This is a genomic window from Curtobacterium sp. VKM Ac-1376 (assembly GCF_015351025.1).
Classification (GTDB): domain Bacteria; phylum Actinomycetota; class Actinomycetes; order Actinomycetales; family Microbacteriaceae; genus Curtobacterium.
This window is the reverse complement of record NZ_JADKRV010000002.1, coordinates 24,435-42,776: the sequence shown is the minus strand read 5'-3', so window position 1 is coordinate 42,776 and position 18,342 is coordinate 24,435. Positions and strand designations below refer to the sequence as shown.

The following is an 18,342-nucleotide window of genomic DNA, read 5'->3' as shown; positions in this document are numbered from 1 at the left end:
TCGCTCAGCTGAACCGGATCGGGGTGCCGACGGGCAGGGCTGCGAGGGTGCGGGTCATCTCGGCCGAGATCCGCACGCAGCCGTGCGAGCTGCCGGTCGGGTCCGGGTAGTAGTGCAGCGCCGTCAGGGCCGCGTTGCCGCCGTACGACGGGATGCGCGACGAGTGCGCCCCCGTCAGGATGATCGGGTTGCCCTGCGTGTAGGTCACCCGGGTGTCGACGTACGCGGCCTCGACGTAGGTCGCGGTGTCCGTCGGGGTGGGGTCCTCGGGGGTGCCGAGCCGTGCGACCTCGGTCGCGGTCACCTTGCCCTTCCGGGTGACGACGGAAACCGTGCTGGCGGCCACGTCGACGGTGATCATCCGGTCGGTGCGGGTGACGGTGAAGTCCGCGGCGCGGGCCCACGCGAACGTCGCGCTCGGGGCGTCCGGGTCACCGCCGTCACCCGGGGTGCGGTTCCGGGCCGGGGTCGACACCAGCAGCATCCCGCCGTCCTTGCCCGGCGAACGGCCCCAGACCGCCGTCGCCGCGGGACGGTTGATCGTCGACACCTGGTGCGAGAGCGATGCCACCGGTCGGGCACGGCTCGACGGGCTCGCGTACAGGGCGACGAGGTCGGTGCGCGGGGTCGCGATCTGCCACGTGTCCTCGGGCTCGACGTCCCCGCCGTCGAGCAGCTGCGGGATGACGCCGTCGTGGTACGCCAGCGGCAGCGCCGCCAGGGTGGCGTCGGACGGAGCGGCCGGGACTGCCGCGAGCGTCGGGGTGGGGGTCGGCGTCGGGGTGGGGGTCGGCGTCGCGGTCGTCCGCGCCGCCCGGGTCGGCTCCGGCGCCGGGGCACCGGCCGTCACTCCCACGACGACCGCGGCGACGGCGAGCGCCACCGCGCCACCGGTCACGGCGATCCAGGTCGTCCGTCGCATCGTGCGTCCCCCTCGGTCGTCTGCGTGCTGGTTCCGGTCCTGCGTGGGTCAGCGCTCCGTGACCCGGCCGCCCTCGACCAGCCACTGCCGGTCGAGTCGGACGGTCTCCAGCATGCGCCGGTCGTGTGTGACGAGCAGCAGGGTTCCGTCGTAGGACTCCAGCGCCTGCTCGAGCTGTTCGATCGCCGTCAGGTCGAGGTGGTTCGTCGGCTCGTCGAGCACGAGCACGTTCACCCCGCGGGCCTGCAGCAGCGCGAGGCCGGCACGGGTGCGCTCGCCGGGGGAGAGCGCCGAGGCGGGACGGCCGACGTGGTCCGCCTTCAGCCCGAACTTCGCGAGCAGGGTGCGGACGTCGGCTGTGGTGTACTCGGGCACGATCGCCTCGAACGCGGCGGCGAGTGGCTGGTCGCCGGTGAACGCCCCGCGGGCCTGGTCGACCTCGCCGACCGCGACGCTCGACCCCAGCGAGGCGGTGCCGGTCGTCGGCGCCTGCTTGCCGAGCAGGGCCCGCAGCAGTGTCGACTTGCCGGCACCGTTCGGCCCCGTGATGCCGATGCGGTCGCCGCCGTCGACCTGCAGCGACACCGGGCCGAGGGTGAAGTCACCCTGCGTGAAGGTGGCGTCGGAGAGGGTGGCGACGACGGCCGACGAGCGGGGTGCGCTGCCGATGGTGAACTCGAGCTGCCACTCCTTGCGCGGCTCGTCGACCTCGTCGAGCCGGGCGATGCGGGACTCCATCTGCCGGACCTTCTGCGCCTGCTTCTCGCTCGACTCCGAGGCGGCACGACGGCGGATCTTGTCGTTGTCGGGGTTCTTCTTCATGGCGTTGCGCACGCCCTGGCTCGACCACTCCCGCTGGGTCCGTGCGCGGGAGACCAGGTCGGCCTTCGTCGATGCGAACTCGTCGTACGCGTCGCGCTTGTGCTGGCGGGCGATCTCGCGCTCCTCGAGGAACGCGTCGTAGCCGCCGCCGAACAGCCGGTTCGACGACTGCGCCAGGTCGAGCTCGAGCACCGACGTCACCGAGCGGGCCAGGAACTCGCGGTCGTGACTGACGAGCACCACCCCGCCGCGGAGGCCGCGGACGAAGCCCTCGAGCCGGTCGAGCCCGTCGAGGTCCAGGTCGTTCGTGGGTTCGTCGAGCAGGACGATGTCGAACCGCGACAGCAGCAGCGCGGCAAGGCCGACGCGGGCGACCTGCCCACCGGACAGCGACGTCATCAGCGAGTCGGGGCCGACGCCGTCCGCACCGGACGCGACCTCGAGCCCGAGCTCGGCGAGCACAGCCGGGATCCGGTCCTCGAGGTCCGCGGCGCCGGCCGCCAGCCACCGGTCGAGGGCAGCCGAGTAGCGGTCGGCCGCCGCGTCATCGGCGTCGGGGTCGCCGAGCGCGGCCGCGGCGGCGTCCATGGTCGCCGTCGCCTCGGCGCATCCGGTTCGTCGTGCGATGTACCCGGCGACGGTCTCGCCCGCGATCCGCTCGTGCTCCTGGGGGAGCCACCCCACGAACGCGTCGGTCGGGGCGAGGGAGACGGTGCCCGTCAGGGGCTCGTCGACGCCGGCCAGCAGCCGGAGCAGCGTGGACTTGCCGGCACCGTTCACGCCGACGACCCCGATCACGTCCCCGGGTGCCACCGTCAGGTCGAGGGAGTCGAACAGCGTGCGAGCGGCGTACCCGCCGGACAGGCCCTTGGCGACGAGCGTGGCGGTCATGGGGCCATCGTCCCATGCGGAGCGCGAGCTGCACGTCGCACGGCGGGGACGACGTGCAGGAGACTGGGTGGATGGACTCCTGCGTCTTCTGTGCCCTGATCGCCGGGGACGAGCCCACCGTGTGGGTGGAGCGCGAGGAACACGCCGTCGCATTCGCACCGCTGCCCGACTCGGCGCTCGCCCCCGGTCACACCCTCGTCGCGCCGGTCGAGCACACCGCCGACCTGCTCACCGCCGGTCCGACCGCGCTCGCCGCCACAACGGCCCTGGCACAGCGTGTGGCGCGGGCGATGAAGGGGGCACTCGGCGCGACCGGCACGGTGCTGCTGCAGGCATCCGGGGCCGATGCCGGCCAGAGCGTGCCCCACCTGCACCTCCACGTCGTGCCGTGCTGGCCGGACGACGGCACGACCCACTGGCCGGAGCGACGATCGGCGCACGTGGTCGACGGTGACCCGCACGCGCTCCTCGCCGAGATGTTCGAGTAGCCGCCCCAGCCAGCCCGGCCCGGCCCGGCGCGACCCTCAGCTCCGCGGCACCAACCGACCCGCACCGACCGGCAGCAGCCCGCCTCGGTACTCGAGCGCGGTCGAACCACCGACCGGCACCGAGGCCGCCCCGAACCGCCACGCGCGGTTGAACAGGTACACACCGATCACCGTGTCCCCGTCGTCCGGCACCGCCCACGTGCCGGTGCCCCACTGGGCCGGGTGCCCCACCCCGTCGACGGTGACGGTCGGCCGGGCGAACCAGGCGAACAGGGGCCGGACGAGCCGGAGTTCGATCCGGCGCTTCGTCGTGCCGGAGGGGAGAGTGGTGTCCACCGTCGAAGGATACGGGCCACCGCCGCCTAGGCTCGGAACCGTGTTCGAACTCCACCACCTCTCCGCACAGGAACTCTGGGACTGGATCCGCCGCGGCGAGGTGACCGCCCTCGAGGTCACCGAGCACTCCCTGTCCCGCGTCGAGCGTCTCGACCCGGGACTCGGCGCCTTCGTCACGGTCACGGCGGACGCGGCCCGAACCCGAGCCGAGCGCCTCGGTCACCTGGTGCCGACGTCCAGACCGCTGTGGGGCCTCCCGTCCGCCGACAAGGACCTGTACGACCGCGCCGGGGTCCCCACGCGGAACGGCACCGCGAGCCTGCCGGACCGGCCGGCACGGGCCGACCACCCGCTCGTCGCGGCCCTCGACGCCGCCGGCACCGTCAGCCTCGGCAAGACGGCGTCGCCGGAGTTCGGCATGTCCTCGTCGTCCGAGACCCGGCTCGGCGCCACCCGCAACCCGTACGACACCGCCCGGGCGCCCGGGGGGTCGTCGAGCGGAGCCGCCGTCGCCGTCGCCGCCGGACTGCTGCCGGCCGCGGTCGGCAGCGACGGCGGTGGATCGGTGCGCATCCCGGCAGCGGCGACCGGGCTCGTCGGGTTGAAGCCGAGCCGGGGCCGTGTGCCGTCCATGCCCGGCCGCTCCGGTGTCGGCGGGCTGTCCGTCGCCGGGCCGCTCACCCGTTCCGTCGCCGACGCCGGCATGCTCCTCGACGCCCTGGTGGCGCCGTCCGGGCTGCCGGAACCGTCGCCGTACGCCCTCGTCACCCCCGACGTCGGCGATGGACCGTTCACCGCGGCCGCCGTCCGCGGTGAGGGCCGCTTCGTCGTCGGGCTGCTCGAGGGTTCGCCCTGGGACGACACCGTCGACGTGGTCGTCGACCCCGCCGCTCGTGCCGCGGTCGACACCGCCGTCCGGCTCCTCGGCGAGGTCGGGCACGGTGTCGAGGACGTCAGGATGCCCCGGGTGCCCTACGCCGAGGCGTTCCGGGTGGCGTGGGAGTCCGGCGCCGCCCGCCTGCCCGAGGTCCCCGGCATCGACCTCGCCGCGCTCACCCCGCTGGTGTCCTGGCTGGTCGCACGCGGGCAGCGGCTCACCGGCACGCAGCTCCTCGACGCGATGACGACGCTCGACACCTTCTCGACGACGCTGATCAGCACCTTCGGCCGCTTCGACGCCGTGCTCACGCCGACCCTGGCGCTGACGCCGCGGCCGCTCGGCTGGTACGGCGACGACCCGGAAGAGGACTTCCGCCGCCAGTGCGCCTACTCGCCGTGGACCTCGATGGCCAACGTGGCGGGACTCCCCGCGATCACGCTGCCCGTCGGGGTCACCGAGGACGACCACCCGGACGGCGGCGGGCTGCCGATGGGTGTGCAGCTCATCGGGCGGCCCGGCGGCGAGCGGGTCCTGCTCGCCGTCGGTGCGCAGCTCGAGCGGCGGGTGCGCTGGCAGCGGCGGCACCCGTCCGCCTGGACCGCCTGACGGGAGGCCCGTGGCGGGCTGGCACCGTGCCTGCCTTCCGGCACACGGTGCGCATCCCAACCGCGCCCGCAGGTGCCGTCCGCTCCCGTCCACAGCCCGTCCGGTCTGCGCGGACGAGCACGCCACCTGGGCCACCACCAGGGCCGCCCCGAGTTCGGTCGACGGTGAACGGGAGGCACCGGATGTGTGGACTGGCCGCGGACGTGCGGTTCGACGGGGGACGGGCTGACGTCGACGCCGTCCGACGGATGGCGGCGTGCATGGAGGACCGCGGTCCGGACGGCGGCCGGGTGTGGGACGGCGGGTGGGCCGTCCTCGGACACCGGCGTCTCAGCGTCATCGACCTGTCCGACCGTGCCGCGCAGCCGATGACCTCGGCCGTGCAGGACGTCACCATGGTGTTCAACGGGTGCATCTACAACCACGAGGAGCTCCGCCGTGACCTCGCAGCGGACTACCCCTTCCGCACCACCGGCGACAGCGAGGTGCTGCTCGCCGCCTACGCGAAGTGGGGCGACGCGTTCGTCGACCATCTGGTGGGGATGTTCGCCGTCGTGCTCGTCGACCGGGCGCGCGACCGCGTGGTCGTCGCCCGGGACCGGCTCGGGATCAAACCGCTGTACCTCGCCGAGGTCGACGGCGGCGTCCGGATCGCCTCGACCCTGCCGGCTCTCCTCGCGGCGGGCGGCGTCGACACCGCGCTCGATCCGATCGCCCTGCACCACTACCTCAGCTGGCACTCGATCGTCCCCGCCCCACGCACCCTGCTCCGCGGCGTGCAGAAGCTCCCGGCCGCGACCGTCCGGACGATCGACCGGGACGGCACCACCGGAGGGACACGCACGACGGACCGGACCTACTGGTCGCCCGGGTACGAGCGCGACGCCGAGCACGCCGACTGGACCGCCCGCGACTGGGAGGACGGCATCGAGGAGGCGCTCCGGGTGGCCGTCCGCCGACGGCTCGTCGCGGACGTCCCCGTCGGCGTCCTGCTGTCCGGCGGACTGGACTCGAGCCTCCTGGTCGCACTGCTCGCCGAGGAGGGCGGCGGAACCACGAGCACCTACAGCATCGGGTTCGACGCTGCCGGCGGCGAGTCCGGTGACGAGTTCGCGTACTCCGATGCCGTGGCCGACCGCTTCGCCACCGAGCACACCCGCATCCACATCCCCGCCTCGACCCTGCCCGGTGCGCTCCTCGACTCGGTGGACGCGATGACCGAGCCGATGGCGACCCAGGACGTCGCAGCGTTCCACCTGCTCGCGCAACGGGTGTCCGAGTCGCGGAAGGTCGTGCAGTCCGGACAGGGCGCCGACGAGGTCTTCGCCGGGTACGAGTACCACCGGCCCGCCGTCGCCGCGACCCGAACCGGGGCGCTCGCCGCGTTCACCCGGGCCTTCGTCGATCCGAGCGCGACCGCGCACGCCCTGCTCGAGCCGGGCATCCTGCCTGCGACGGACGTCAGCCACGTGCTCCTGCAGGACCGGTTGGGAGCGGCGGGTGCCGAGACAGCGCTCGACGCCGTGCTCCGGTTCGACACGCACGTGCTGATGGTCGACGACCCCGTGAAGCGCGTGGACAGCATGACGATGGCGTCCGGCCTGGAGGCACGGGTCCCGTTCCTCGACCAGGACCTCGTCGCCCTCGCCGCGGCCTGCCCACCGGAGCTGAAGGCCGCCGACGGGGGCAAGGGGGTGCTGAAGGCGATCGGCCGGCGGCTGTTGCCGCCCGGTGTCGTGGACCGCCCGAAGGGGTACTTCCCCGTGCCGGCGGTCCGGAACCTGGACGGCGAGGTGCTGGCGGTCGCACGAGACGCCCTGCTCGGACCGGAGGCACGGGCACGTGGCCTGGTCCGGCCCGAGGCTGCCGCGGCCCTGCTGCAGGACCCGCGGCGGTACCGCACCCGCGTCGGTGGGACCACGCTCTGGTTGCTCGCGGTCCTGGAGCTCTGGCTGCAGCGTCAGGGGATCCGGTGACCCCGGCCCGGGCGGGTCAGCACGTCTCGCGCACCACCCGGATCAGGCCGAGGCTGCCGTCCGTGGGGTCCGGCATGACCATCCCGGCCTCGAGCCCGCTGCGCAGGTAGTCGATGACCTCGGCGGTGAGACGCTCGCCGGGCACGAAGGCCGGGACCCCGGGCGGGTAGGGCGTGGCCTGCTCGGCGGCGATCCGTCCCGCGGCCTGCTCGGCGGGGACGAGCTCGACCTCGCCGAAGAACGCTGCACGGGGTGTCATCACGGACTCGAGCAGCAGGCCGGACGCGTCCGGGATCCGGACGGGAGGCGTCTGTCGGAACTGCGGTGCCGCCGCTGCGAGTGACCGCAGTGCGTGCACGAGGCGGTCGGTCGTGAACTCGTCGTCCGCCAGCGAGACGTCGACGCCGAGGTGTCGGTGGTCGGACAGGCCGAGGTCGAGCCGGTGGTGCTCGCGGATCCAGTCGTGGGCCTGGTAGCCGGTGATGCCGAGCGGTTCCACGTCCAGGAGCATCCGCATCGGGTCGAGCTGGTGGGACGCCTCCGCGCCCAGCAGCTCGTCGTGCAGCACGTGGATGCCGTCGATCGCCTCGATGCGCTCCCGCGTCCGGTCAGCGAGGCCGATCGTCGAGGCGATCAGCTCGGCGCCGTCCCGCATCATGTGCCGACGCCAGCCGTCCATGCCCGCGTAGACGAGCACGTTCGGGCTCGTCGTCATGAGCATGTCGGCACAGGCCCAGAGGTGGTCGTGGTCGACGAGGTCGCCGCGGAGGTGCAGGACGGACCCCTGTTCGAACCCGAGGCCCATCTTGTGCACGCTCGTCACGCAGACGTCGGCGCCGGCGTCCATCGCCCACGACGGCAGCCGGTCCGAGAACGGCAGGTGCGCGCCCCAGGCCTCGTCGACGATGAGGGGCTTGCCGCGCTCGTGGCACACCGCGGCGATGCCGGCGATGTCCGCGCAGGTGCCGTACGGCGTCGGGCTGACGACCAGCGCGGCCGCGGCATCCGGGTGCTCGTCCCACACCGCCGCGTAGTCGGACGGCGACGGCGGGTGCGAGATCCCCTGGTCGCGGTCGAGTCTCGGCTCGACCCAGTACGGCTGCAGTCCGGAGAACACCAGCCCTGCGGTGACGGACTTGTGGGCATCGCGGCTGACCAGGATCCCACCGTCGACACCGGCCACGGCGAGCATCGCCGCCTTCACCGACAGGGAGCTGCCGCACGTCGAGAAGAACACCGTGTCCGCGCCGACCGCCTCGGCCATCAGCGCTTCGGCGGTGGCCAGGTACCCGTTCGAGGACTTCCGGTCGTCGAGCCCGCCGCTCGCGAGGACGTCGGCGCGGAACGGGTCCTTCCCGAGCACGGCGAGGGTGTCGGCGTCGACCCCGCGGCCCTGCCGGTGCCCCGGCGGCGAGAAGCCGTAGCGGTCGCGGGCGTGGTAGTCCCGGAGCGCATCGAGGAACGGTGCGTCGGTCTGGTCGAGGTCGTCGCTCATCGTTCCCGTGTACCCGACCCGTGTTCACCGCCGGCTCAGCGGAGCACGGTGCGACGAAGTCGGTGTCGTTCCACGTCGGCACAGGGCTCGCTCGGCGCACGCCCCGCAGCGCCCCTACGGCAGCGTCGGTGCCGCCTCGACCAACGCCCGGGTCACCGGGTGCTGCGGCGCATCGAGGAGCGACACCGGCCCGTGCTCGACGATCCTCCCGGCGGACATCACCGCCACCGTGTCGCACAGCCGCTGGACCACGCCGATGTCGTGCGACACCAGCACGAGCGTCAGCCCGAGGTCGTCGGCGAGCGATCGGAAGAGCTCGATCACGCGGGCGCGGACCACCACGTCGAGGGCGCTCATCGGCTCGTCCCCGAACAGGATCCGCGGCGCGTGCACGACGGCCCGGGCGATCGCGATGCGCTGCCGTTGCCCTCCCGAGAACTCGTGCGGGTACCGGTCGACCGCGTCGGCGGGCAGGTCGACGCGCTCCAGCACGGCTCGCACCAGGTCGTCGTGCGAGCCGGGGACCCGGAGCGCTCGCAGCGGCTCGGCGACGATCGACCCGACGCGCATCCTGGGGTCGAGCGACGCGTACGGGTCCTGGAACACCACCCCGGTCTCGCGACGGAACCAGCGCAACGCACGTGCGGACCTGGTCGCGACCACCGGACGACCGGAGGCGTCGACGGCGCCGGCGGACGGGGCCTCCAGGCCGGCGAGCAGCCGTACGAGGGTGGACTTGCCGGAACCCGACTCGCCGACGATCCCGAGCCGCGCGCCGGGGGCGATCGTCAGGTCGACGCCGTCGACGGCGGTGCGGACCGGGCCGGGTTCGAAGGGGCCGCGGCGGGGGAGCCGGTAGGTGCGGTGCAGTCCGGAGGCTTCGAGAACGGGGGTCGTCACGGGGCGGTCCTCCTGGCGGTGGCGCGGGCGGCCTCGACGAGGGCGACGGTGGTGGGGTGCTGCGGCGCGGCGAGGAGTCCCGCGACGGTGCCGTGCTCGACGACCCGCCCGGCGTCGAGCACGACCGCGGTGTCGGCGATGCGCGCGAGCACGGCGAGGTCGTGCGTCACGAAGACCATGCCGGCCGGCAGCCCCTCGAACAGGTCGAGGATGCGGGCCTCGGTGGTGACGTCGAGCGCGGTGGTCGGCTCGTCCGCCACCAGGTACGACGGCTGCCCGGCCATCGCCATCGCGATGCAGATCCGCTGGCGCTGCCCGCCGGACAGCTGGTGCGGGTACTGCCGCAGCAGCGACTCCGGGTCGGGCAGGCCGACGGACGCCGCCAGTTCTGCGGCTGCCGCGCGGGCCGCACGCCGGTCGAGTCTGCGGTGCAGCCGGAGCGGCTCCGCGATCTGCGCGCCGACGCGGCGCAGCGGGTCGAGCGCGGTACCAGGCTCCTGGAACACCATCGCGATGCCCGCACCGCGGTGTCGCGCGCGCTCGCGGTCCGGCAGGCCGACGAGCTCCGTGCCGTCCAGACGCACGCTGCCGGTCACGACGGCGCCGGCCGGCTCCAGCCCCATCAGGGCGAGCGAGGTCATGGACTTGCCGGATCCGCTCGCTCCGATCACGCCCACGCGCTGGCCGGGAGGCACGGTGAAGGTGACGTCGTCGAGGATCGTCCGCCCCGCGATGCGGACCGACAGACCGCGCACCTCGAGCCCGGAGGCTGCGGTCGGACGCCCGCTCATGCGGTCACCCCCGGGGTGGTCGTTGGCGGGTCGGTGCGGTTGATACGGTCGATGCGGTCGGGACGCCCGGTACCGCCCGTCGCGGGGCGGTCCGACGCACGGTCGTTCGTCGTCAGGCGCGGGTCGGCCGCGTCGCGGACGGCGTCGCCCAGCAGCGACAGCGCCGCGACGACGAGGGCGATCGCGGCACCCGGCCAGGTCGCGCTCCACGGGTGCACGCCGATGTAGGTCTGCAGGTCGGCGAGCAGTGTGCCCCACGACGCGGTGTCCGACCCCGCGCCGTACCCCAGGTACGACAGGCCCGCCTCGGCGAGGACCGCGGTGGCCATCGCCAGGGACAGCTGCACGGTGAACAGCGGCGCCGCGTTCGGCACCAGGTGGCGGACGAGCACGCCGGCACCACCGACGCCGGAGGCCCGGGCCGCGGTGACGTAGTCGCTCCGGGCGATCCGCCGGATCTCACCGCGGGCGACGCGCGCGATCGTCACGCCGAAGGACAGCCCGACGCTGACGATCACCACGCCCAGGGAGCCGCCGAAGACCGCGGTGAGGAGCATCGCGGTGAGCAGGGTCGGGAACGCCACCAGGATGTCGAGCAGGACCGCCGTGCCCTCGCGCACCCAGCGGGCGGTGAGGGAGCCGATGGCGGTGAGGACGATGCCGACGATGCTCGCGATCACGCCGGAGCCGACCGCGACGAGCACGGTGGTGCGGGTGCCGGCGAGCAGGTAGCTCGCGATGTCGCGGCCGGCGGCGTCGGTGCCGAACCAGTGCGCGGCGCTCGGACCCTCCCACTGGTGGAACGGGTCGGCGCGGAACGGGTTCTGCGGCGTCCACACGAGCGACACAGCGGCGAGCACGACCAGCAGGCCGAGCACGACGACGGCGAAGACCCCGGTCGGCCGGGACACCAGGCGGCGGATCATCCCTGCACCTCCCGCTGGCGGGGGTCGAGGGCGCGGTGCACGACGTCGACGGCGAACCCGACGAGCAGCACGAGGCCGGTGAGCACGAGCAGCTCCGACTGCACCTTCGTGATGTCGCGGCGGCCGACGTCGGCGACGAGCATCCGACCGACCCCGGGCAGCGAGAACAGCTGCTCGACGACGACGGCCCCGACGAGGAGCCCGGCGATCTGCACCCCCAGCACGGCGAGCACGGTGAGGGCCACCGACGGCAGCCCGTGCCGGAGCAGCGCCTGTGTGCGGGTGAGGCCGATGGCCGCGGCGGTCCGGACGTGGTCGGCGTCGAGCACGGACAGGGTCGCGGAGCGGGTGAACCGGAGGATGACGGCACCCTCGACCGCGCCGATGGTCAGTGCCGGGAGGACGAGCGACGCGAACGCCCGGCCCGGCTCCGACCAGCCGTCGAGCGGGAAGCCCTGCGTCGGCAGCCAGTGCAGCGTCACCGCGAACAGGGCGACGAGGAGCATGCCGGCCCACACCACGGGGACCGCGGCGACGGCCTGTGCCGCGAACCCGATCACGGCACCGCCGGGTCGACGACGGAGCACCGCGGCGACGACCCCGAGCGGGACCCCGATCACCAGTGCGGTCGCGAGCGACATGGCGGCGAGCGGCAGCGTGATCGCGAGCTTCTGCGCGATCTCCGGCGCGACGGCGCCGTTGGTGACGAGGGAACGCCCGAGGTCGCCGCGGAAGACCCCGCCGATCCAGTCGAGGTACTGCACGACGACGGGGCGGTCGAGCCCGAGCTGCTCGCGGAGCTGCTCGACCTGCGCGGGGGTCGACTGCGTGCCGGCGACGACCTGGGCGACGTCACCGGGCAGCACGCGGAGCGTGGCGAAGATGATGACGCTCGCCACGAGCAGGCCGACGACGAGCAGGAGCACCCGCCCGATGAGGAACCGGGTCACGACACCGATGCTACGGGGAGGGAGCGCGCCCCGGGAACGCGGCCGGTCCGAGCCGCGCCCCGGAGGGCGGTGCGACTCCGCCTCACTCGACGGCGAGCTCCGCCAGGTCGAGGCGCGAGTTGCCGCCGTCGACCGGGAAGCCCGTCACACCCGAGCGCACCGCGGTGATCTCGGTCGCCGTGTACAGCCACTCGCCGGCCGCGTCCTCACTGACGATCCGGGCTGCCTTCCGCAGGGCCTCGGTCTTGGTGGCCTCGTCGGTCGCCGCGATCGACTCCGCGTAGAGCGCCTGCACGTCGGCGTTGTCGTAGCCGAAGTAGTAGTCCGGGTTCGCCCAGTTGCCGAAGTCACGGGCCTCGACGTGGTCGACCATCGACAGGTCGAAGTCGCGCTCGCCCGACTTCGGCGCCTGGAACACCGTCGACAGCCAGGTGGCGAAGTCCACCCGCTTGACCGTCAGCGTGATGCCCACGTCGGCGAGCTGCGACTTGAGCACGTCACCGATGGTGGTGGGGTACACGTTCGCGTAGGTGAGGGTGAGCTGCAGGTCCTGCTGCCCGGCGGCGGCGAGGAGCTTCTTCGCGTTCGCAGGGTCGTACGCGTCGACGTCGGTCAGGTCCTCGTAGCCGGGGTCGAGCTCGGGGATCGGCCCGCCCTGCTCGACGCCCGTGCCGCCGATCGCCGTGATGAGTGCCGTCGGGTCGATGGCCTGCCGGATCGCCTGGCGGACCCGCTTGTCGGTGAACGGTTCCTTGCGGTCGTTGAACGCCAACGTGTACTTGTCCGTCGTCTTGCCGCTGTGCAGCGCGATGTCGGAGCTGCCCTCGAGCTGGCTCTTCAGCGTGCCGTCGACCGGGTTCAGGACGTCGAGGTCACCGTTCGCCATCGCGTTCACCGCGGTTGACGGATCCGTGATGTAGCGGAAGACGATCGTCGCCACCTTCGCCTTCGTGCCCCAGTAGTCGTCGTTGCGGTCGAAGGTGAGCGAGTCGCCCTGCTTCCAGCTCGTGACCTCGAATGGGCCGGTGCCGTTCGCGCTGTCGGACAGGTCGTTCTTCGCGGCCTTCTCGAGCACCAGGCCCGAGCGGCCGGTCAGGTTCCAGAGCAGGTCGGAGTCGGGCTTCGCGAGCGTGAGCTCGACCACACCCGTCGACGGGGACGTGATCGAGGTGACGCCCGCGAGCTTGGAGGAGTCGACGTAGGTCTCGTTCGACTTGACCTGCTCGAGCGACCAGACGACGTCGGCCGCGGTGACCGGCTCGCCGTCCTGGAACGTCGTGCCGTCGCGCAACGTGAACGTGTAGGTCAAGCCGTCGTCGGACACTTCGTGCGACGACGCCAGCACGTCGCGGATCTCGCCCTCCGGAGTGCGTCCGACGAGCCCCTGGTACACGTTGTCGATGAGCACCTGGTCGAGCGCGGCCCCGGACTGGGTCCGGATGTCGAGGCTCGTCGGTTCCAGCACCAGCCCGACGCGCACCGTGGCGTCATCGCCCCCGGTGGTGTCGGACGAGCCGGAGCAGCCGGTCAGCGCGAGGGCGGACACGACGGCGACCGCGGTGGCGGCGAGGGCAGCGCGCCCGAAGCGCGTGGTGCGCGCGGTGCGACGGGTCAGGAGCGGACTCATGGGGGTGTGGGTTCCTTCCGGGCGCGAGGGCGGTCGTCGGGCCTCGCGCTCGCACGAGGGTACCGGCGGCCGGCGCCGTCCGACGACGGTTCTTCGATCGGGTGCAACAATCCGTGCCGCTCCGCCCATGCCCGGATCGCCGACGCCAGTTCGAGGGGAGCCTGGTTCTGCACCGCGTGCCGTGCGGCGACGGTGACGATCTCGGCGGCGGGCAGACGTTCGGCGAACCCGGCGTGCAGCTTCGGCGACACGTACCCGCGGTCCCCGCGGACGAGCAGGATCGGCACGCGCAGGGCCTCGAGGTCCGGCCACGCGTCGGCGAAGCGCCCCACCGAGGACATCCGACCGGCGGGCAGGTGCGGGAAGTGGTGTCGGCGCACGAGCCGACCGTCGGCACCGAGGGCGGTGGTGTGCCGGGCCTCGCGCAGCAGCACCTGGCGGTCGTCACCGACCCGGGCCTCGATCGCCCGGTCGACCACCTGCTCGAGCGACTCGAACGGCTCCTCGGCCTCGAGTGCACGGGCGATCCGGTCCACCGCACGCTGCGCGAAGTCCGGCGACATGTCGACGAGCACGAGGCCGGTGACCCGCTCCGGCGCGGTCGCGGCCAGGCGGGCGGACAGGATCGCGCCGAGCGAGTGCCCGACGACGATCCCGGGCGGCACGTCGAGTGCATCGAGGGCGGCGAGCACGCTCGGCGCCGTCGCGGCCGCCGCGTAGTCCGCGTCGTCCCGCCACGACGACCGGCCGTGTCCGGGCAGGTCGAGGGCGACCGCCGGCTCACCGACTGCGAGCGCCGTGGTGTCGAAGCTGTGGGCGTCGATGCCGAGCCCGTGCAGGTAGGTGATCCGGGCCTCCTGGCCGTCCTCGCCCCACCGGATCGCGGAGATCTCCTGTCCGCCAGCGGTGCGGACCACCTGCCTGGAGGCGCGGAGCGGCTCCGTCACGCCGCTCGCGCGGGCGAGGGCGGGCAGGTCGGCGAATTCGTCGTCGGGGGCTTCGGGCACGGGGACGATCCTCGCACCGTTCCGGGGGCCTGGAGACGTTAGGTAAGGCATGCCATACTCGATCCCGTGGCAACCCGGTATCGCGTCTTCTCCGTCCGCGTGGCCGCCGTCACGTCGCTCACCCCGCACTTCGTCCGGGTGACGCTGACGGGCGACGCCCTCGCCGACTTCTCCTCGGTCGGGCTCGACCAGCGGATCAAGATCGTGCTGCCCCTGCCCGGCATCGGCTTCTCCGAACTGCCGGAGGACGAGGACTGGTACGCCGCCTGGCGTGCCCTGCCCGACGAGACCCGGAACCCGCTGCGCACCTACACGGTCCGCTCGTTCCGGCCGGACGCCCGTGAGCTCGACATCGACTTCGTCGCCCACGGCGACGCCGGTCCCGCGTCGCGGTGGGTGTCGTCCTGCCGCGTCGGTGACGAGATCCGCGTCGTCGGGCCGCGCGTGCCGGAGTCGCCCGAGGACCTGCCGACCGGTGCTGCCGAGTTCGCCCCGGGCCACGCGAACCGCATCCTGCTCGCCGGCGACGAGACCGCCGCCCCGGCCATCTGCGCCATCCTCGAGGCGCTCGACGTCTCCACCGTCGGTCACGTCTTCATCGAGGTGCCGACCGACGCCGACCGCCTGCCCGTCACCGCGCCCGCCGGGGTCGAGGTCCGCTGGATCGCCCGGAACGGCGCCACCTACGGCGTCCGGATGACCGACCAGGTGCACGCCTGGGCCTCCAGTGTCGCACCGGGGTCGGCGGCGACGTGCGGGTCCGCCGCCGAGTTCACGGACGTCGACGTCGACGAGCAGGTGCTGTGGGACGTGCCGGCACCGATCGACGAGCGCCCCGTCTACGCGTGGATCGCGGGCGAGGCCGGCTGCGTCAAGGAACTCCGCCGCCACCTGGTCCGCGGCGTCGGCATCGACCGCGCGCAGGTCGCGTTCATGGGCTACTGGCGGCACGGCAAGGCCGAGCACTGATGCCGACCGCGGGCTCCGCGTTCGGTCCGGTCCCGACCACGGCGCTGGGGGCCCGCGGGTTGACCCTGGCGTACGACGACCGGGTCGTGGTGGACACGCTCGACGTCGACATCCCCGACGGTGAGTTGACGGTCATCGTCGGGCCGAACGCCTGTGGCAAGTCGACGCTGCTGAAGTCCTTCGCGCGGACGCTGAAGCCGCGTGCCGGCACCGTGTTCCTCGACGGGGCGCCGATCGACTCGTACCGCCCGAAGGCCGTCGCCCGGCGGGTCGGCATGCTCCCGCAGACCCCGATCGCCCCGGACGGCATCACCGTGCGTGATCTCGTGTCCCGGGGCCGGTTCCCGCACCAGGACCTGCTGCACCCGTCGTCCGGGTCCGACCGGCAGGCCGTGCAGGCCGCGCTGGAGCAGACCGACACGGTGTCGCTCGCCGATCGGAGCGTCGACGAGCTGTCCGGCGGGCAGCGGCAGCGGGTCTGGATCGCGATGGTGCTGGCGCAGCAGACCGACATCGTGCTGCTCGACGAGCCGACGACGTTCCTCGACATCGCGCACCAGTACGACGTGCTCGAGCTGGCCTCCGCGCTGCACGCCGCCGGTCGCACGGTCGTGGCGGTGCTGCACGACCTGAACCAGGCTGCGCGGTACGCCACCCACGTCATCGCGATGCGCAGCGGGTCGATCGTGGCATCAGGGGCCTCGGCGTCGGTGCTCACCGCGGACCTCGTCGAGGACGTCTTCGGCCTGCCGTGCGTGGTCGTCCCCGACCCCGAGACGGGCACGCCCCTCGTCGTCCCGCGCCGCCGCGCCGCCTGACGCGCCCGGCCGCGCGCGCCGAGGTCGCACGAACTGCCGCCCGACTGACGTCCGGACGGCGCTTCGTGCGACCTCGGCGACGCGTACGCGGCGTGTCGAGCGACCTCGACCACCCGCGACACGAGCTCCGCGCCCGTCAGGCGGGCACGCGTCAGCGGTAGCCGCCGTCCTCCAGACCGGCCTCGACCTCGAAGCGGTTGCGCAGCGGGTCCTGCCCGGCCAGGGCGTACAGCAGCGGCATGAGCATGCCGTACCGCCGCCACTGCTCGACGTGCACCCGCTCGTGCCGGAGCACCCGGGGGCCGTCGTTGTCGCGGGTGAGGTAGACCGAGCCGACGCAGGTGCCGCCGCGCCGGAAGACCCAGCGCGGCAGCCCCGTGCAGACCACGAGTCCGTCGACCACCCGGACGGCTCCCGTCGACAGGGGGACGCCCACGGCCAGCCCCACGGCCGTCGCGAACGCCCACCCCGCGCGGGACACGGGGGAGTCGACCAGCGGGTTGCGCACGCTCAGGCCGGTCGGCCGTACGTCTCGAGCAGGCGCAGCCAGACCTCGTTCATCGTCGGGTACGCCGGCACCGCGTGCCAGAGGCGGCCGATCGGCACCTCGCCCACGACGGCGACCGTGGCTCCGTGCAGCATCTCGGCGACGTCCTGGCCGACGAACGTGACGCCCACGACGACCCCGCGGTCCTCGTCGACGACCATCTTCGCCCGGCCCGTGTAGCCGTCAGCCTGCAGGGACGACCCGGCGACGGCACCGAGGTCGTACTCGACCGCGCGGACGTTCAGCCCCTGCTCGCGGGCCTTCGCCTCGGTCAGGCCGACGCTCGCCACCTCGGGGTCGGTGAACGTCACCTGGGGTGAGGCGGCGTGGTCGGCGGTCGCGACGTGCGCGCCCCACGGCTCGGTGTGCAGCGGCGTGCCCTGGTGACGGGCGGCGATCGCCTCGCCCGCGGCACGCGCCTGGTACTTGCCCTGGTGGGTGAGGAGCACGCGGTGGTTCACGTCGCCCACGGCGTACAGCCAGTCGGTGCCGTGCACGAGCATGGTGTCGTCGACGTCGAGCCACTCGCCGGGGGTCAGCCCGACGGTCTCGAGCCCGAGGTCACGGGTGTGCGGGGCACGACCGGTGGCGGCGAGCACCTCGCTCGTGATCACGGTCGTGCCGTCGTCGAGTTCCGTCGTGACCAGGCCGTGCTCGTCGCGGTCGACCCGGACCGGGTTCACGCCGGTGCGGACGTCGACGCCGAGCACGCGCAGGGAGTCGGCGACGAGTTCACCGGCGAAGGGCTCCATGCCGCCGAGCAGGCCGTGCCGCGCGACGAGGGTGACCTTCGCGCCGAGGGACGCCCACGCGGTCGCGAGCTCGGAGCCGGACACGCCGCCGCCGATGACGAGCAGGCTCTCGGGGACCTGCTGCGCGCTCGTGCCCTCGCGGGTGCCCCACGGCTGCGCCTCGGCGAGTCCCGGGACCGGGGGCAGCGCGTGCAGGGACCCGGTGACGATCGCGACGGCAGCGCGGGCGGTGTGCGTCTCGCCGTCGACCTCGATCGTCTTCGGCCCGGTGAGGCGGGCGTGGCCGCGGATGAGGTCGATGCCGGCGGACTCGAGCCAGGACACCTGGCTGTCGTCCTTCCAGTTCGAGGTGAAGGAGTTGCGTCGGGCGAGCACGTGCGCGGCGTCGAGCGAGCCGGTGACGGCCTGCTTCGCGCCGTCGAGCCGCTCGGCAGCGGCGAGCGCGTGTCCGCTGCGGAGGAGTGCCTTCGAGGGCATGCACGCCCAGTACGAGCACTCACCACCGACGAGCTCGGCCTCCACGATCGCGACCGACAGGCCGCGCTTCCTGGCGGAGTCCGCCACGTTCTCGCCGACTGCGCCGGCTCCGATCACGATGAGGTCGTAGTCCGTCATGCTGCTGAGCGTACGCGGACCGGC

17 protein-coding genes are annotated in these 18,342 nt (G+C 73.4%); 5 read left to right on the top strand and 12 right to left on the bottom strand.

The features are described 5' to 3' along the window. Window positions 1–4: 4 nt before the first annotated feature. Both ITJ56_RS03110 and ITJ56_RS03105 read right to left on the bottom strand, forming a co-directional pair. Window positions 5–922, bottom strand: coding sequence for a L,D-transpeptidase (locus tag ITJ56_RS03110; protein ID WP_194627576.1), 918 nt, complete (start codon window positions 920–922; stop codon window positions 5–7). A gap of 48 nt (window positions 923–970) precedes the next feature. Continuing rightward, the gene (locus ITJ56_RS03105) at window positions 971–2,635 is read right to left on the bottom strand and encodes an ABC-F family ATP-binding cassette domain-containing protein (RefSeq protein WP_194627574.1); all 1,665 of its coding nucleotides are present in this window, start codon (window positions 2,633–2,635) and stop codon (window positions 971–973) included. A gap of 71 nt (window positions 2,636–2,706) precedes the next feature. Between ITJ56_RS03105 and ITJ56_RS03100 the strand changes: the two genes are divergently transcribed. Beyond that, window positions 2,707–3,123, top strand: a complete 417-nt coding sequence (locus ITJ56_RS03100) for an HIT family protein (protein WP_194627572.1) — start codon at window positions 2,707–2,709, stop codon at window positions 3,121–3,123. A gap of 36 nt (window positions 3,124–3,159) precedes the next feature. Here the strand turns inward: ITJ56_RS03100 and ITJ56_RS03095 are convergent, their stop codons facing one another. Beyond that, entirely contained in the window at window positions 3,160–3,459 is a 300-nt protein-coding gene (locus ITJ56_RS03095) for a hypothetical protein (RefSeq protein WP_194627570.1), read from the bottom strand. A gap of 40 nt (window positions 3,460–3,499) precedes the next feature. Here ITJ56_RS03095 and ITJ56_RS03090 point away from each other — a divergent pair, with 40 nt between their 5' ends. Next, window positions 3,500–4,945: an amidase gene (locus tag ITJ56_RS03090; protein ID WP_194627568.1), complete on the top strand. Its 1,446-nt coding sequence runs from the start codon at window positions 3,500–3,502 to the stop codon at window positions 4,943–4,945. A 182-nt stretch (window positions 4,946–5,127) separates the two neighbouring features. Next, on the top strand, window positions 5,128–6,921 hold the full coding sequence (locus ITJ56_RS03085) for an N-acetylglutaminylglutamine amidotransferase (RefSeq protein WP_194627566.1): 1,794 nt from the start codon (window positions 5,128–5,130) through the stop codon (window positions 6,919–6,921). Between the two features lie 16 nt (window positions 6,922–6,937). Here ITJ56_RS03085 and ITJ56_RS03080 read toward each other — a convergent pair whose 3' ends face one another. The 7 genes from ITJ56_RS03080 to ITJ56_RS03050 form a co-directional block, all read right to left on the bottom strand. Beyond that, window positions 6,938–8,416 carry an aminotransferase class I/II-fold pyridoxal phosphate-dependent enzyme gene (locus ITJ56_RS03080; protein ID WP_194627564.1) on the bottom strand — a complete coding sequence of 493 codons (1,479 nt, stop codon included), beginning with the start codon at window positions 8,414–8,416 and terminating at the stop codon, window positions 6,938–6,940. Between the two features lie 114 nt (window positions 8,417–8,530). Beyond that, complete coding sequence (locus tag ITJ56_RS03075) at window positions 8,531–9,316, bottom strand: ABC transporter ATP-binding protein (protein WP_194627562.1); 786 nt, start codon at window positions 9,314–9,316, stop codon at window positions 8,531–8,533. Beyond that, window positions 9,313–10,107 (bottom strand): ABC transporter ATP-binding protein, encoded by a 795-nt coding sequence (locus ITJ56_RS03070; RefSeq protein ID WP_194627560.1) that lies wholly within the window; start codon window positions 10,105–10,107, stop codon window positions 9,313–9,315. Before ITJ56_RS03070 ends, ITJ56_RS03075 begins: the two co-directional genes overlap by 4 nt. Beyond that, window positions 10,104–11,033, bottom strand: coding sequence for an ABC transporter permease (locus ITJ56_RS03065; RefSeq protein ID WP_228517107.1), 930 nt, complete (start codon window positions 11,031–11,033; stop codon window positions 10,104–10,106). The genes ITJ56_RS03070 and ITJ56_RS03065 overlap by 4 nt, the downstream gene beginning before the upstream one ends. Next, window positions 11,030–11,983, bottom strand: a complete 954-nt coding sequence (locus tag ITJ56_RS03060; RefSeq protein WP_194627558.1) for an ABC transporter permease — start codon at window positions 11,981–11,983, stop codon at window positions 11,030–11,032. Before ITJ56_RS03060 ends, ITJ56_RS03065 begins: the two co-directional genes overlap by 4 nt. Window positions 11,984–12,065: 82 nt before the next feature. After that, window positions 12,066–13,610: an ABC transporter substrate-binding protein gene (locus ITJ56_RS03055; protein WP_194627555.1), complete on the bottom strand. Its 1,545-nt coding sequence runs from the start codon at window positions 13,608–13,610 to the stop codon at window positions 12,066–12,068. Continuing rightward, window positions 13,607–14,617, bottom strand: a complete 1,011-nt coding sequence (locus tag ITJ56_RS03050) for an alpha/beta fold hydrolase (protein WP_194627553.1) — start codon at window positions 14,615–14,617, stop codon at window positions 13,607–13,609. Before ITJ56_RS03050 ends, ITJ56_RS03055 begins: the two co-directional genes overlap by 4 nt. 66 nt (window positions 14,618–14,683) lie before the next feature. Between ITJ56_RS03050 and ITJ56_RS18825 the strand changes: the two genes are divergently transcribed. Together ITJ56_RS18825 and ITJ56_RS03040 are read left to right on the top strand one after the other, a co-directional pair. Next, window positions 14,684–15,586, top strand: coding sequence for a siderophore-interacting protein (locus tag ITJ56_RS18825; protein ID WP_323749708.1), 903 nt, complete (start codon window positions 14,684–14,686; stop codon window positions 15,584–15,586). Then, window positions 15,586–16,404: an ABC transporter ATP-binding protein gene (locus ITJ56_RS03040; protein WP_194627551.1), complete on the top strand. Its 819-nt coding sequence runs from the start codon at window positions 15,586–15,588 to the stop codon at window positions 16,402–16,404. The genes ITJ56_RS18825 and ITJ56_RS03040 overlap by 1 nt, the downstream gene beginning before the upstream one ends. A gap of 151 nt (window positions 16,405–16,555) precedes the next feature. Here the strand turns inward: ITJ56_RS03040 and ITJ56_RS03035 are convergent, their stop codons facing one another. Together ITJ56_RS03035 and ITJ56_RS03030 are read right to left on the bottom strand one after the other, a co-directional pair. Then, window positions 16,556–16,912 carry a Fe-S oxidoreductase gene (locus tag ITJ56_RS03035; RefSeq protein WP_194627549.1) on the bottom strand — a complete coding sequence of 119 codons (357 nt, stop codon included), beginning with the start codon at window positions 16,910–16,912 and terminating at the stop codon, window positions 16,556–16,558. Between the two features lie 2 nt (window positions 16,913–16,914). Next, on the bottom strand, window positions 16,915–18,318 hold the full coding sequence (locus ITJ56_RS03030) for a dihydrolipoyl dehydrogenase family protein (protein WP_194627547.1): 1,404 nt from the start codon (window positions 18,316–18,318) through the stop codon (window positions 16,915–16,917). Between the last annotated feature and the right edge of the window lie 24 nt (window positions 18,319–18,342).